Genomic DNA, 15297 nt, shown 5'->3' on the forward strand with positions numbered 1-15297 from the left:
TAGGATCATCCCGCTACAGAATAGGGAGTTAATTTTAATTTCTGTCTAAAAATGTTAGAGGCTTGCATGATGTGATCCAGTAATGCTTCTACTGCCCAATATTTTGTAAGTAGCTCTTCTTGCATCACGCGGGAATGATAATATTTAAATGTGCCGATTTTGGTGTGCATTAATTTCGCGATATTTGGATAGCCAAAACTTTCTGCGGCGCCGCAAATGGCTAAAAAATGGGCGAGTTCTTGTACCATCGGATCTTTGCTGTGTTTATGTTTATACAAATACGCATAAAGATCGGGATGAATATTATTGAATACCCCTGAGAATCCTTCCGATCCGGCTTTCATGGCTTCAAATGCGATAGCGGCATTGGCGTTGACGATGGTTAAGTTGCTATTTTGGGTCAATGCGACACGACGTTTTATGGTCTCTAAATCGCAAGAGACGTCTTTTAACACGAGCATATTATCAAATTCGGCAAAATAGCGGATTTCTTCATCAGTTAATAAGCGACGATAAGGCGCGGGGCATTCGTATAATCCCAATTTGATATTACTTGGTAGGCGCGCGAGCAGTTGTTCAAAATGTGTTTTTAAGGCTTTTGTGCCTTGATTATGGCAATCTAATCGGTTGGTAATTAAAATCACTGCATTTACGCCGGTTTGATAAATCGCGCTGAGTTCTTCCACTTGTTCATCTAAACTTTGGCCAACATGTGCCGAAGCCACAACCGGTATTCGCCCTGCTGTTTGCGCAAGTACGGTTTCGGTTATTTTGATCCTTTCTTCTAAGCTTAAAAATTGGATTTCGCTAGATTGGCATGCGGCAAATAAGGTATCTGCACCATTGTGGATATACCAATCGGTTAAGTCGCGTAATCCATCATAGTCAATTTCATGGTTAGCCTGAAATGGGGTCAACATAACTGGGATAATGCCTTGAATTGTTTTCATATTGTCACCTATATATTAATGTTGTGCTTTAAAGTTTTTGATTATGCCCCATACTTGTAGCATCACAATCAGTAAGAAGAATATCGCTAATCCTGCAGACACCGGACGCTCGACAAAGGCCATTAAGTTGCCATCTGATTTTGTGAGTGAGGCTAATACATTTCGTTCTAGCATTGGACCTAAGATCATACCGAGAATAATCGGTGAAATTGGGTAATGATTTTTTTGTAAAAAATACCCTAAAACGCCCATAACTAGCATAACAACAACCGCTTCCATTGAGTTGTTAATGGCGTAAGCGCCAACGATGCTAAATATGATCACAATGGGGTAGAGAATATCTTTGTTAATTTGAATTATCTTTTTTAAGAAATTCACCACAATGAGGGCTAAGGGGATAAGAGCAAGGTTTGCCAATAAGAAGATAATAAAGACTGCATATAATTTCTCAGGCTGAAATAAAAATAATGATGGCCCTGGTTGCATGTCTTTCATATACAGTACGCCGATAATAATCGCGGCCGCTGAGTCGCCCGGAATGCCAAACACTAATGATGGGATCCAACTTCCGGCTAAACTGGCGTTGTTGCTACTTGAGGCATCAATAATACCTTCTTCGGATCCTTTTCCATATTTTTCAGGTGTTTTGGAGAATTTTTTAGAAATGGCGTAGGAGATCCATGCTGCAATATCTGCCCCCGCTCCCGGTAACGCCCCAATTAATGTGCCAATAATGCTACTGCGCGCCACGCTGCCTTTGCGTTTATTTAGTGCTGAACCCACGCCTTTAAAAATATTTAATCCGGCTTTTTCTTGTAGCGCTGGAATTGTCGAGAGATTCTCGGTTTTATTGCGATTAGCATAATATTCTATGGCCCCTGAAATGGCGAATAACCCAATCATAGCCGGGATAAAACTGACTCCCTCATACAGTGAAACCAAGCCAAAGGTAAAGCGCGGTTGTCCTGTAAACTCATCAAAGCCAATGGTTGAAATGAGAATACCAAATAATAGGGTTAATAGGCTTTTTATAATAAATTTGCCTGCGATTAAGGTTGCGCAACTTAGTCCTAATAAGGATAACCACATATATTCAAATGAACTAAATTTTAGGGCAAATTGAGCCAACATCGGCGCGGCTAACCCCAAGATTAGCGTGCCTATCACGCCGCCAATCACAGAACTGGTTAAGCCTAATCCCAATACGCGATTGACTTTACCTTGTTTGACTAATAAATAAGAATCGTCGACATAAGCTGCGGATGCTGGTGTACCGGGAATACGCAATAACGCACCGGGAATATCGCCCGCATAAATGGAAGACGCGCCAACAGAAATCATTAAGGCTAATGCGGGTATGGGTTCCATAAAAAAGGTAAAAGGTACCATTAACGCAACAGCCATAGTTGCTGTTAGACCCGGAATTGCGCCGACAAATAAACCAAATAATCCGGCCAGCATAATGGCGATGATCGCGTTTAGATCAATATAAGCTAGCGCATTGACTAAAATATCCATAATCCATTCCTATTCAAATAATGCGCCCGTTGGCAGTGCGACTTGTAATACTTGTGCAAATACGCCGTAGATAGCCGCGCTTACCAACATTAAGAAAAGTGCGGTCAATATTTTATTTTTTTTCACCCATGGCAAGGCCATCAATATTAATATCAAGCCGGTTGTAAGAATAAAACCGATACGTTCGGAGAAAACGATATAAAATACAATGGCGAAACACACAAATCCCACTGCTTTTAACTGGTGATTTAGGTTGATGGATTGCACCACATAAGCATGTCTGATTTTTAATTCCATCACAAAATCCATTAGCGAAAATAACGCAACCAAACACCCGATAATGGTGGGATAAAATGCAGCGCCGTAGGCTGAAAAATCGGCATAGGTTATATAGCTATAACTCGCGATAAATAGGCCAAAGATACATAAAATTAAAGGGGTAAATAATCTAACCATCTTGTTATACCCGTTGTTAGCAACGGGTATCCTCACGTCAATAAATCATCAAATATTATTGAGAAGACAATAACTCTCCAAACTTCGCCTCCTCACTCGCCATAAATTGTTCTAGGGGCTGGCCATATAACTCCCCTACGCCAAATCCTTGTTTGTTGGCAAATGTTTGTAATTCGCCTTTGGCATAGACTTTTTTCATGGCATTCACAAGAGTTTCTTGCACATCCTGTGGCAAGCCTTTGGGCGCACTTAATACATTCCAACCGTATAATGCCCATTTATATGGCGTGACCTCTTGGTAGACCGGAACATCCGGATATAAAGGATCGTTTACTTCTGAGGTGATAGCCAGATGTTTTACCATGCCGGCATCTGTCATACTTTTGGCTTCCCCTGGTGAAGAGGTGATAAGATCCACGCCGCCTGATACCAGTTCTTGTAGTGCCGCACTTGCGCCTTGAGCAGGGACAAATTTGATTGCATCATTGGGTAAACCCGCACTTTTTAATATGCCTAATAAGTTTAAATGCCAAATGGAATTTAAACCGCTACCGGAGGCTTTTAGCTTGCCTGGATTGTCTTTCGCATACTGTAATAAATCGTTAATGTGATTAAATGACGAATTTTTAGCAACTTGTACACCGCCATTTACCACTGCTAAACGTACGATCGGGGTATAATCCTGATAACCGAGATCCGCCATTTTTTGATGACGCATTAACGCAATTTCTGCGGTTAGCACACCTAAGGTATAGCCATCTGGTTTGGCAACTTTGATGGCATTATGCCCAACTACGCCACTTCCTCCCGTACGATTAACCACGTTGACATTGGTTCCTAATTCTTCTTGTAATCCTTTCGCGACTAAGCGCGCAATCGTATCGGTGTTACCGCCCGCTCCCCAAGGCACAATAAGGGTGATTGGTTTTTCAGGATAAGCCGCCATTACCACAGAAGATGCAAAGATTGTGCTGATTAATAGTGTTTTACTGATGCGTTTTTTCATCGTTCACCTCATTTATGTAGGAAGGAATACTCAATCTATGATTTCGCTATAGATTGTTGCTGTTTAAGCTTGACCAAATGCCCTTTAGGCATATTAGAAGCCCCAAATCGTTCTACGCATAATGCCGCATATGCGGCGGCATAATCCGTCGCTGTAAATAAATCATCGCCCAATGCTAAACGTGCTAATAATGCACCATTAAACGCATCTCCCACGCCTGATTTATCATTCACTACCGCCTTATAAGCATTCACTTTCTGCACGCGCCCATTTGTAGAAGCCATTGCTCCTTGTGCACCCAACGTTAGCACAACATTAGGAACGCCCATTTCATGCAATATATTAATCGCCCGTAATGCCGAGTTTTCATCGCTAATGGCTATCCCCGTTAATTGCTCTGCCTCATATTGGTTGGGCGTGAGTAAATAAAGTGCGGTCAATATATCTAAAATTTCTGGTACAAATGGCGTGGGATCCAATACGATTTTTCGCTGATATTGCTGTGCGATTTGGACGACGGCTAAAATTGCCTCTAAATTATTTTCCATTTGTAACGAAATCAGTTCAGCTTGTTTAATCTCTTCTTCAATAGCATAAATATCTTCTAAATGAATTTTTTTATTGGCACCGCTATTGACGATAATTTGTTTTTCGCCATCATCTCTCACCAATACAATCGCTAGCCCTGTTGGTGATTCTGACGATTCAAAAATAATATCTTTGATCAGACGGTGGCTGTTTAAATATTTTTTTGCATATTGATAAAACTGGTCTTGCCCAATTTTTCCAACATAGGTTACCGGCATATTATTTGCCGCAATGGCAAGGGCTTGGTTAATCCCTTTTCCACCAATCATATAATTACTGCTTTGGCTTGAAATTGTTTCGCCCAATTTAGGGAAATCCGAAATTTTGACGGCAATATCAATGTTAAATGAGCCTAAAATTAAAACTGTATTCTTGCTTAATAAGTTTTTATGGATATGTTCCCGGTAAATATTTGCCACATCGGGATCGAAATCCTGAAAAAATAAAGATTGAATCTCGTGGAAATCTAGATTCATACCTGATTTTTTGATAATTCCGCCACGTACACGGGTTAATAATCCTTGTTGTTCTAATTTGTGAATATCTTGTCTGATCGTCTTTGCCGTTACGTCAAACTTTTTCGCCATGTATTCCGTAGGAATCACATGTGTCGTTTCCATTAAGAGCTTTAAAATAAAAAGTTGCCGTTCGTTTTGTGTAATATTTTTCATCACAAGCACTATACTGGCTTTTAGAGAGGAATAATGTGACGGAACAATAATTTTTAGGTGGGAAATGAACATTTAGGTTCATTTAAATGTTCATTAAAAAAGAAATCAAATAACTGGCTCAATTAAACATCTAGCAATACCAAAATCGCAGCTTCTCCTCCCCATTCTTTTGGCGCTTGATGTAATGCTCTTACTTTGGGGTGTTGAACTAACCAGCGAGGGATTTGGCGCTTGAGTGTATAGGTTCCGTAGCCGGTCATAATACTTGCACAATAGACATGTTCGCTTTCACAAGCTTGAATTAATGCGGCAAGTTCTTGTTTTGCCTGTTCGCGAGTTAGACCATGTAAATCTAAAAATAACTCTGGTGAAAAATCACCTCGTCGTAACTGTTTTAAAATATAAGAATCTTCACCTTCTCTTAAATATTTGACCGCACTTTCATCATTTAGAAGTGGCTCATATTCATCTGAAAAATAAAACAATGTGTCTTGTTTTTCTCGAATTTCTCGAATCTCTGCTTTTTTCTTTACATTCACGGTTCTCGGTGGCACAAAGGTATTTTGTGTTAGTTTTTTAGTGCCTTTAATCGACTCTCGAAATAATGCAATATCTTCCGCATCTAGCATAGTGTTTTCTCAATTAGATAATAGATAATTTAGTCTATGCCTCACTATAACATGCTAACACTCATTGACTCAAATATGTTATAAATAGCATCTTATGTTAAGATCACTGGATCTTATTTAGAGGAATAATTATGTCTGAATATGTGGATGTCGATTTAGTCGACAAAGATCTCCATACCATTAAAGATTACTTACGCTGGACTTATAGCAATTTTAACCATGCCGATATATTTTACGGACATGGGCAAGATAATGCTTGGAGCGAGGCGATGCAATTAGTATTAACAGCCCTACGTTTACCTTTAGATACGCCTTCCGATTTATTCGATGCGCGCCTGACACAAACGGAAAAAGAACGATTGATTGATTTGGTGATTAAACGTATTGAAGATCGAACGCCCGTTCCTTATTTAACACAATCGGCTTGGTTTTGCGGATTGGAATTTTATGTTGATGAACGTGTTTTAATTCCACGTTCGCCAATTGGGGAATTAATCCAATCGGGGTTTGCCGGTTTAATCAAATCTGAACCTAAACGCATTTTAGATATGTGTACAGGCAGTGGGTGTATAGCTATCGCTTGTGCAGATCGTTTTCCAGAAGCCGAAGTTGATGCGGTGGATCTCTCTGTTGATGCCTTAAATGTGGCAGAAATGAATATTGAACGTTACGGCTTAACCCATCGCGTTATTCCATTACAATCGGATCTTTTCCAGCAGTTGCCACAAGATCAATATGATTTAATTGTGACGAATCCGCCTTATGTGGATGCGGAAGATATTGACGATATGCCCGATGAATTCCGTCATGAACCGCTAATGGCACTCGAAGCCGGTGAAGATGGTTTAATACTGGTTAAACGTATCTTGGCCCAAGCGGCTGATTATCTCAGTGATGATGGGGTGTTAATCTGCGAGGTAGGAAATAGTATGGTGCATTTAATTGAACAATACCCTGATGTTCCCTTTAATTGGTTGCAATTTGAACATGGGGGAGATGGTGTATTTGCAATTGATAAAGCCACGCTGTTGCAGTATAAAACGCGATTTAGCCACTCTTTAGCATAAGAGGGGAACAATGGATACACAACAGGAAATCCAAGAGATGCAAGATCAGTATGGTCATTTGATGGCTTTGCTTCCTGCCCTTGAAAATAGTGTGGAACTCTGGCGTGAGGCGACTCAAAGAATGCAAACTCTTTGTGATTTTTATTTTAATCCAAAGTGGCTAGAATATTATGATGCTGCGGATCATTTTCAAATTGACACAAAGGGCAATTATAGTGTGTTGTCACAAGATGCAATTTGGAATCTTCTCGCTGAATATCAAACATTAACTGAACAGATAAAGCCTTTATTAGAACGTCTTGATTAGGTGAGCAAAACGTTATTTCTTTTAGGGCGTGCAATACGCCCTTATCCTTAACTGGGTTTGCCAGCGGTCTGAGACACCGTTATTTATTAAATAGCTTTTCAATCACTTTTAACACCAAATTACATTTAGGCACAACAGAATCTACAACTAAATATTCTGTTTTCGCATGCATATTACCGCCTGTAGGCCCTAAGCCATCAATGGTTGGACAACCTGCAGAAGCGGCAATATTTCCATCACTCATTCCCCCTGCATCAACCCAACTGATTTTACAGTCGAGCTCTTTTCCAGCTTCATCAAATAACAATTTTAATTTTGGTAAATACTCTTCATCTATCATTGGCGCTTCATCATTGACCAATCTTTTTTTCGCTGTCACCCCATCCACCAGCGGATTTTCCAATATGGATTTCAGCTGTTGTTCAAAAAACTCAACAGACGATGGTTTACGATAACGCATTTCAATGGTCAGTGAGGCAAAATCCGCAATCACATTGTGTGCCGTGCCACCATTGGTCATCACACAATTAAAGGTATGTCCGGCTTCAAAATCATTAAGTTTAGAAAATGCGACAATAAAATTTGCGGCTTCAACTAACGCTGATCGTCCTCGCTCTGGGTTATTCCCTGCATGTGCGGCAACGCCATGAAACTCAATATCATAAGTGACCATGCCTTTACGGGTGGCAACCATTGAACCATCTTCGCGAGCCGGCTCCATCACAAAGCAATAGCGCGACTTTTTAGCATATTCTCGAATACTCTCTTTCGCATACAGCGATCCGATTTCCTCATGAGAATTCAAATAAATGGCGATATTATATTTGCTCAAATCTAGCTCTTGCGCTATATAAAACGCCAATAAAGCACCGGCCTTGTCATCAATAATGCCTAAAGCATTAATGTGATTTCCTTGTCGAGTAAATGGCACATCTTTTCCTGAACCCACTGGAAATACCGTATCCATATGAGCGACAAATAAAATATCATACTGTTCAGCGGCTAAATTATTACTCACTAGCAAACAATCGGTGACTTTATCGGTTGCCATAGGGATTTTTTGATGAGATAGGCCAAGTTTTTCCGCTTTTTGAATAAACCAATCAGCAACTTGATTCACCCCTTCTAAAGCATAACTCGGACTTTCGATTTCCGTTAATTCTTTGAGTTCTGCTAAAAAAATATCTAATTGTTCATTGCGCATGCTCTTCTCCTATACCAAAAACTGCATAACAAACATAGCAAGATAAGCATTCACAATACAAATGCCAAATAAAACCGGATAATGTCTACCGGGTACGCCTAATACGCCTAAAATACGTCCCATATATTGCACGGTTGATCCCACAAGGGCCATACCAGGTAATAAAATGGCGATATGTTGTGCGTTTAATGTGCCTTCCTGTACTAAAGCCACCAACACACCAGCTGCCCCACCCCAACTTAAAAATGCCGCTAAAAAGACAGCAATAGATTCACCTGGCAAACCCAATGGGGTCATGATAAATCCAACATATTCTCCTAATAATTTTAACAGGCCTGAGGCATTTAAAATGTAAATAATGACAAATGCCATTAACACATTAGGAATGGTGCTATGAACCGCAATATTCCAACCTTTTCTTGCGCCTTCCACAAAAATATCAGTAATTAATTTTTTCTCTTTTATTTGTTCACTCATACTTCTGCCTCATCCTCTTTTACAAATTTTTTCACATATAAACGCATTAAATTTGCGCCAAAAATCTTAAATATAAAAATCACGCCCAAACACATCGCGATAGAAACAGGTGCGACATTCCCAAACTGATCACTCACTTGTAAAAGCGGCGCAAAAGATGAAAGAAAATTGGTTAACAATGCCCCTGCACTAAATTGAAAGGCCGAGAAAATTAACAATTCTTTATGCGTAATTTTGTCTTCATTACGCAAAAATTTAGTCGTTGAGCTACCTGCATCCGTACTTTGTGTGCTCGCAATCAGAGAAATGGAGCATACTCCGGGAATCCCCATTAATGGTTTTAAAATCGGACTGAGCCATTTTGAAGCCGCAGCTAAGGCCCCGTAATGTTCAAAAATAGCCACAAAACCCAACGCTAACATCACACTTGGCACAAGGGTGAGCGCAAATAAGAATCCACCTTTTGCACTCATTCCCCCTGATGTTTTCAACCAGTCGGGAAATTGCCCCGTGAGTTTACTAAAATCAAAAATGCCTCCCCATAAATCTTTGGCAAAACCGCCAAAGAAAATGACTGCACAAACCAAAGAGACGGTTCCAGCAATCAACATCTTAGGGCTTATTTCTTCTCTCATATTTCCTCCATTAGATAAAATTTCTCATCATACTATAATCGAAAAACCCTTCATAAACTGTGAACTATTTCACGAAATCACATTTCTGAAAAAGGATAAATTTATGCTAAACTGTTTATTATTTATTGTCTAACCATGAGCTATGTTGCATAAAATTAAACGCTTGATTAACCATTGTTTCCGCCATAGGATCAATTCGTCCAATAAACAACGCTTGAATAATCAAGACATGAGCTTGCTCGCCAGTAATTGTAATGGAGCGTTGATCTTGCATGATTTAGGGCAAAAATTTCATTCTCCTTTTGTGAATCTATATCTCACACCTAAAGACTTTATTCGTTATTTACAAAATATCCCATATTATCAAAATGTTAAATTAAATTTTGAGCAAGAAAGCCCTTATCCCATCGCCAAACTAGAGGATATTTCCATACATTTTATGCATTACCATTCTATTCAAGAAGCCGAAGAGAAATGGTATACGCGTAGCGCTCGGATCAATGACGACAATTTATTTATTATGATGACAGATCGCGACGGTTGTACTTACCAAGATTTACAAGCTTTTGATCAACTGCCTTTTCCAAACAAAGTTGTCTTCACTCATCAAGCCTATCCTGAGTTTTCTTCCGCTTTTTATATAAAAGGATTTGAGGCGCAAGGACAAGTAGGAGACTTATTTGAATACGCTGGCTGGTTTGGCCAAAAATATTACGATCAGTTTGATTATGTAAACTGGTTTAATCAGACTGCTGTCGCAAGGAAAATTCATCAAAAAGCCTGATTTTTTGTGAAAAAAGCCGTAAAATACCCGATGAAGTTTGCCCCTAAAGCAAAATCTTGCTAAAGTGCGGTAAGAAAATAAATTTTTTATTAGGAAAAAAGAATGAGCCAAGAATATTTAGATTTTGAACTTCCTATTGCAGAGCTTGAAGCGAAGATTGAATCTTTGCGCTCTGTAGCAAGCCAAGATGATAAAATCAATTTAGATGATGAAATCGCACGCTTGCAGAAAAAAAGCGAGGAATTAACGAAAAAAACCTTTGCTGATTTAGATGCTTGGCAGGTTTCACGCATGGCACGCCACCCAAATCGACCTTATACCCTTGATTATATTGAGCGTATCTTTACTGAATTCGAAGAATTAGCCGGTGATCGTGCATTTGCTGATGATAAAGCGATTGTTGGAGGATTAGCCCGTCTAGACGGCCGTCCAGTGATGGTTATTGGACACCAAAAAGGCCGTACGGTAAAAGATAAAGTCAAACGTAATTTTGGTATGCCTGCTCCAGAGGGCTATCGCAAAGCCTTACGTTTAATGCAAATGGCTGAACGTTTTAAACTGCCAATTATTACTTTTATTGATACACCTGGCGCATATCCTGGTGTCGGTGCGGAAGAACGTGGTCAATCGGAAGCGATTGCGCGAAATCTACGAGAAATGTCAACATTGACCGTGCCTGTTATTTGTACTGTCATTGGCGAAGGTGGATCTGGCGGTGCGTTAGCTATTGGCGTGGGTGACAAAGTCAATATGTTACAATACAGCACCTACTCTGTTATCTCGCCTGAGGGTTGTGCCTCGATCTTATGGAAAAGCGCAGAAAAAGCTTCAACAGCCGCTGAAGTGATGGGACTCACCGCCACGCGCTTAAAAGAGTTGAGCTTAATTGATAATATTGTCAAAGAACCATTAGGCGGTGCACACCGTAATTTTGATGAGATGGCGGCGAATTTAAAACAACGCTTACTCGAAGATTTGGCAGATTTAGATGTATTAGATCAAGAAAATTTACTCGATCGTCGCTACGAACGTTTAATGAGTTACGGCTATTGTTAAATTTTGTCGTTCTCAAAAAAGTGCGGTCAAAACGACCGCACTTTTCTGTTTTATATAACAACAATAATAAGGAATAAATATGAAAAACGTACTCTCTATTCAATCCCATGTTGTCTATGGTTATGCCGGAAATAAATCCGCAATTTTCCCTATGCAACTACTTGGTGTAGACGCGTGGGCGCTGAATACCGTGCAATTCTCTAATCACACTCAATATGGTAAGTGGACCGGTATGGTCATTCCTAAAGAGCAAATTGGTGAAATTGTACGTGGTATTGATGAAATCGGTGCGTTAAAGTCTTGTGATGCGGTTTTATCGGGTTATATCGGTTCTTCCGACCAAGTGCAAGAAATTATTAATACGGTTCAAAAAATTAAAAAAATTAACCCAAATGCGATCTATCTTTGCGACCCTGTAATGGGACATCCTGATAAAGGCTGTATTGTGGCTGATGGTGTAAAAGAAGGATTAATTGATATTGCCCTGCCAGCCGCTGATCTTGCTACGCCAAATTTAGTGGAATTACGTGAGCTTTCGGGATTAACTGTCGAAAATTTTGAACAAGCGTTAGCCGCCGTAGAAGCTATTCGTGCTAAAGGGCCAAAAACCGTTGTAGTAAAACATTTGAGCAAGGTTGGCAAAGATCCAAAACAATTTGAAATGTTATTGGCTAACGAACAAGGTATGTGGCATTTAAGTCGTCCATTACATGATTTTTCTCGCGATCCTGTTGGTGTTGGTGATTTAACCGCGAGCGTATTTTTAGCGAATTTACTCAATGGCAAATCAGATTTAGAGGCTTTTGAACATACGGCGAATGCGGTAAATGATGTCATGCAAATTACCCATGATATTGGCTCCTATGAGTTACAACTGATAGAAGCTCGCCATGTCATTGCTAATCCAATCAGCCAATATCGTGCAGAAAAAATTGCTTAATCAGTTGACCCCTTATCAGAAAACAAAAAATATTTTGCCTAGCATGGTGTTGCGTGCTAGGCAGATGTCTATACCCATGAATGAATAAATAATATTTCCTCTTGAATTTAGTCAATTCAGACCACATGTTGTTTTCATTACAGGCGTGAACGATACGCCAACCCTATTCGCATTAAGTTTATAAGGAAAAATCATGTCAAATCCATTACTTACCGAAACCCATTTACCCCAATTTTCGAAAATTGAGCCACAACATATCCAACCCGCTATTGAGCAATTAATCCAAGAATGTCGTGAAACTACAGAAAAACTCTTAAAAAATACACCGCACTTTACTTGGGAAAATTTTTGCCAACCTTTAGCCGAAGTTAATGATCGCTTAAATAAAGCCTGGTCACCGGTGGGACATCTCAATGCGGTGAAAAATAGCCCTGAACTACGTGAAGCTTACCAAGCTTGTTTACCCCTTTTATCCGAATACGGAACATGGGTGGGACAACATCAGGGGCTGTATAATGCTTATGTGCAACTAAAAAATAGCCCTGAGTTTGAGCATTACTCTGTGGCACAGAAAAAAGCCATTGAAAATAGTCTGCGTGATTTTAAATTGTCAGGAATTTCTTTACCGACAGAAAAACAACAGCGTTATGGCGAAATTGTCAGTCGCCTTTCCGAGCTCAATTCCCAGTTCAGCAATAATGTTTTAGATGCAACAATGGGTTGGGAAAAAATTATTGAAGATGAAAATGAATTAGTCGGTTTACCTGAATCAGCGCTTGCCGCAGCCAAATTGTCTGCAGAGAGCAAAGGTTTAAACGGTTATCGCTTCACCCTCGAGATTCCAAGCTATTTGCCTGTAATGACTTATTGTGAAAACCGCGCATTACGTGAAGAAATGTATCGCGCATTTGTAACCCGTGCTTCTGAACAAGGCCCTAATGCCGGCAAGTGGGATAATACGTCCATTATGGAAGAAATCCTAAACTTACGAGTAGAATTAGCAAAATTACTGGATTTTAACACTTATACGGAATTATCCCTTGCTACCAAAATGGCTGAAACACCGCAACAAGTTTTAGATTTCCTTGAGAATTTAGCCACACGCTCTAAAGCTCAAGGTGAAAAAGAGTTAGCTGAATTAACTGAGTTTTGCAAAAATTTTGAAAATGTGACCGCACTTGAGGCTTGGGATATTAGCTTTTATAGCGAAAAACAAAAGCAGCATCTATTTGCGATAAATGATGAAGAGCTTCGTCCTTATTTTCCTGAAGATCGGGTGCTTGCTGGATTATTCGAATTAGTCAAACGCATTTTTAATATTCATGCTGTCGAACGTTTTGATGTGGATACTTACCACAAAGATGTGCGTTTCTTTGATTTGCTTGATGAGACAAATACGCTACGTGGTAGTTTCTACTTAGATTTATATGCACGCGAAAATAAACGTGGTGGCGCGTGGATGGACGATTGCGTTGGACGCAAACGAAAAACAGATGGTTCTATTCAAACCCCAGTAGCTTATTTAACCTGTAACTTTAACAAGCCTATTGGCGATAAACCTGCTTTATTTACTCATGATGAAGTCACTACTCTATTCCATGAGTTTGGGCATGGTATTCATCATATGTTGACACAAATTGATGTGGGAGAAGTTGCTGGTATTAATGGTGTTGCTTGGGATGCGGTTGAGCTACCAAGCCAATTTATGGAGAACTGGTGTTGGGAAGAAGAAGCTCTCGCTTTTATTTCAGGGCATTATGAAACAGGCGAGCCACTACCAAAAGAAAAATTAGCTCAATTACTCAAAGCCAAAAATTTCCAAGCTGCGATGTTTGTATTACGTCAATTAGAATTCGGCCTATTTGATTTCCGCTTACATCATCATTATGAACCAGGAAAAGCCAATCAAATTTTAGATACCTTACGTAATGTAAAAACACAAGTATCGGTGATTAAAGGTGTAGACTGGGCAAGAACACCGCACAACTTTAGCCATATTTTTGCTGGTGGCTATGCTGCTGGATACTATAGTTATTTGTGGGCAGAAGTCTTATCTGCGGATGCTTACTCTCGCTTTGAAGAAGAAGGCATTTTTAATCAAACCACAGGTAAATCATTCTTAGATGAGATTCTTACACGCGGTGGTAGTGAAGAACCTATGGTATTATTTGAACGCTTTAGAGGGCGTAAACCGACTTTAGATGCCTTATTAAGACACAAAGGAATCGCATAATTGAAAAAGAGATGAATTTGACGTTCATCTCTTTTTTTTCTATTTATTTGACCCTTCTGGGTGTAAACCAATCCCTTGGTGGCGTTCCTGTAATTTTGCCATCACATCTGCCCATTCTAAATTACTGTCGTGTAATAAAACCGTGAGATGATAAAGCAGATCAGCGGTTTCAGAGACTAATTCTTCCTTGTCTTTTGAGATGGCGGCAATCACTGTTTCTACCGCTTCTTCCCCGACTTTTTGTGCAATTTTTTTCGTGCCTTTAGCATAGAGTTTTGCGGTATAAGAACTTTCTGGATCAGCTTTTTTACGCTCTGCCAACATACGTTCTAATTTGGCAAAAAATATGCCATTTTGAACTGCTTGTTGTTCAAATTGGTGAAAACAACTCTCCGCCCCAGTATGGCAAGTTTCACCAATGGGATCAGCGAAAATCAGTAAGGTGTCGTTATCGCAATCCAAACTCATATCCACCACATTGAGAAAATGCCCTGACGTTTCGCCCTTTGTCCATAAACGGTTTTTAGTGCGAGAAAAAAACGTTACTCGTCTTTCTTCAAGGGTTTTAGCAAGTGCGTCTTGGTTCATATAACCAAGCATTAACACCTCAGCTGTATGGATATTTTGTACAATAACGGGAAGTAAGTTATCGACTTTTTGCCAGTTGATTTTTGTTTGCATATTTTTCCTAAAATTTGACCGCTTGTTAAATCTTGTAGGGGCGGGTCCTGTGCCCGCCCATAAACATACTTTTATTCGGGCGGGCACAGGACCCG

The 15297-nt window shown here is 39.8% G+C and carries 16 protein-coding genes; 6 read left to right on the forward strand and 10 right to left on the reverse strand.

All coding sequences use genetic code 11. The annotated features are described in order from the left end of the window. Positions 1-5: 5 nt before the first annotated feature. From CVP05_RS04075 to smrB, 6 genes are all read right to left on the reverse strand, one after another. The gene (locus tag CVP05_RS04075; protein ID WP_100288307.1) at positions 6-950 is read right to left on the reverse strand and encodes a dihydrodipicolinate synthase family protein; all 945 of its coding nucleotides are present in this window, start codon (positions 948-950) and stop codon (positions 6-8) included. Positions 951-965: 15 nt separating this feature from the next. Beyond that, positions 966-2468, reverse strand: coding sequence for a tripartite tricarboxylate transporter permease (locus CVP05_RS04080; protein ID WP_100288308.1), 1503 nt, complete (start codon positions 2466-2468; stop codon positions 966-968). Positions 2469-2477: 9 nt separating this feature from the next. After that, positions 2478-2924: a tripartite tricarboxylate transporter TctB family protein gene (locus CVP05_RS04085; RefSeq protein WP_100288309.1), complete on the reverse strand. Its 447-nt coding sequence runs from the start codon at positions 2922-2924 to the stop codon at positions 2478-2480. A 55-nt stretch (positions 2925-2979) separates the two neighbouring features. Continuing rightward, on the reverse strand, positions 2980-3930 hold the full coding sequence (locus tag CVP05_RS04090; protein WP_100288310.1) for a tripartite tricarboxylate transporter substrate binding protein: 951 nt from the start codon (positions 3928-3930) through the stop codon (positions 2980-2982). A gap of 35 nt (positions 3931-3965) precedes the next feature. Then, complete coding sequence (locus tag CVP05_RS04095) at positions 3966-5189, reverse strand: PfkB family carbohydrate kinase (protein ID WP_165773119.1); 1224 nt, start codon at positions 5187-5189, stop codon at positions 3966-3968. 122 nt (positions 5190-5311) lie between these two features. Continuing rightward, a complete protein-coding gene (smrB, locus tag CVP05_RS04100) occupies positions 5312-5818 on the reverse strand; it encodes an endonuclease SmrB (protein WP_100288312.1) in 507 nt (168 codons plus the stop codon). A 131-nt stretch (positions 5819-5949) separates the two neighbouring features. On the opposite strand from smrB, the gene prmB reads away from it, so the two are divergent. Both prmB and CVP05_RS04110 read left to right on the forward strand, forming a co-directional pair. Continuing rightward, the gene (prmB, locus tag CVP05_RS04105; RefSeq protein WP_100288313.1) at positions 5950-6885 is read left to right on the forward strand and encodes a 50S ribosomal protein L3 N(5)-glutamine methyltransferase; all 936 of its coding nucleotides are present in this window, start codon (positions 5950-5952) and stop codon (positions 6883-6885) included. Positions 6886-6895: 10 nt separating this feature from the next. Further along, complete coding sequence (locus tag CVP05_RS04110) at positions 6896-7192, forward strand: DUF4298 domain-containing protein (protein ID WP_100288314.1); 297 nt, start codon at positions 6896-6898, stop codon at positions 7190-7192. A 79-nt stretch (positions 7193-7271) separates the two neighbouring features. On the opposite strand, the gene CVP05_RS04115 is transcribed toward CVP05_RS04110, so the two are convergent. Genes CVP05_RS04115 through CVP05_RS04125 form a run of 3 tightly spaced genes read right to left on the reverse strand, consistent with a single transcriptional unit; the run spans position 7272 to position 9508 of the window. Next, positions 7272-8396 carry a M20/M25/M40 family metallo-hydrolase gene (locus tag CVP05_RS04115; RefSeq protein WP_100288315.1) on the reverse strand — a complete coding sequence of 375 codons (1125 nt, stop codon included), beginning with the start codon at positions 8394-8396 and terminating at the stop codon, positions 7272-7274. A gap of 9 nt (positions 8397-8405) precedes the next feature. Next, positions 8406-8873, reverse strand: coding sequence for a YjiG family protein (locus CVP05_RS04120; RefSeq protein ID WP_100288316.1), 468 nt, complete (start codon positions 8871-8873; stop codon positions 8406-8408). After that, positions 8870-9508 (reverse strand): nucleoside recognition domain-containing protein, encoded by a 639-nt coding sequence (locus CVP05_RS04125; protein ID WP_100288317.1) that lies wholly within the window; start codon positions 9506-9508, stop codon positions 8870-8872. Before CVP05_RS04125 ends, CVP05_RS04120 begins: the two co-directional genes overlap by 4 nt. Before the next feature lie 142 nt (positions 9509-9650). Here CVP05_RS04125 and CVP05_RS04130 point away from each other — a divergent pair, with 142 nt between their 5' ends. From CVP05_RS04130 to prlC, 4 genes are all read left to right on the forward strand, one after another. Further along, positions 9651-10292: a DUF1919 domain-containing protein gene (locus tag CVP05_RS04130; protein ID WP_100288318.1), complete on the forward strand. Its 642-nt coding sequence runs from the start codon at positions 9651-9653 to the stop codon at positions 10290-10292. A 102-nt stretch (positions 10293-10394) separates the two neighbouring features. Next, entirely contained in the window at positions 10395-11348 is a 954-nt protein-coding gene (accA, locus tag CVP05_RS04135) for an acetyl-CoA carboxylase carboxyl transferase subunit alpha (protein ID WP_100288319.1), read from the forward strand. A gap of 79 nt (positions 11349-11427) precedes the next feature. Further along, complete coding sequence (gene pdxY, locus CVP05_RS04140; RefSeq protein ID WP_100288320.1) at positions 11428-12288, forward strand: pyridoxal kinase PdxY; 861 nt, start codon at positions 11428-11430, stop codon at positions 12286-12288. Between the two features lie 193 nt (positions 12289-12481). Then, positions 12482-14521: an oligopeptidase A gene (prlC, locus tag CVP05_RS04145; RefSeq protein ID WP_100288321.1), complete on the forward strand. Its 2040-nt coding sequence runs from the start codon at positions 12482-12484 to the stop codon at positions 14519-14521. 39 nt (positions 14522-14560) lie between these two features. On the opposite strand, the gene hisIE is transcribed toward prlC, so the two are convergent. Beyond that, complete coding sequence (gene hisIE / locus CVP05_RS04150; RefSeq protein ID WP_279324776.1) at positions 14561-15289, reverse strand: bifunctional phosphoribosyl-AMP cyclohydrolase/phosphoribosyl-ATP diphosphatase HisIE; 729 nt, start codon at positions 15287-15289, stop codon at positions 14561-14563. Between the last annotated feature and the right edge of the window lie 8 nt (positions 15290-15297).

The sequence above is a fragment of the Conservatibacter flavescens genome (assembly GCF_002795425.1).
GTDB lineage: Bacteria > Pseudomonadota > Gammaproteobacteria > Enterobacterales > Pasteurellaceae > Conservatibacter > Conservatibacter flavescens.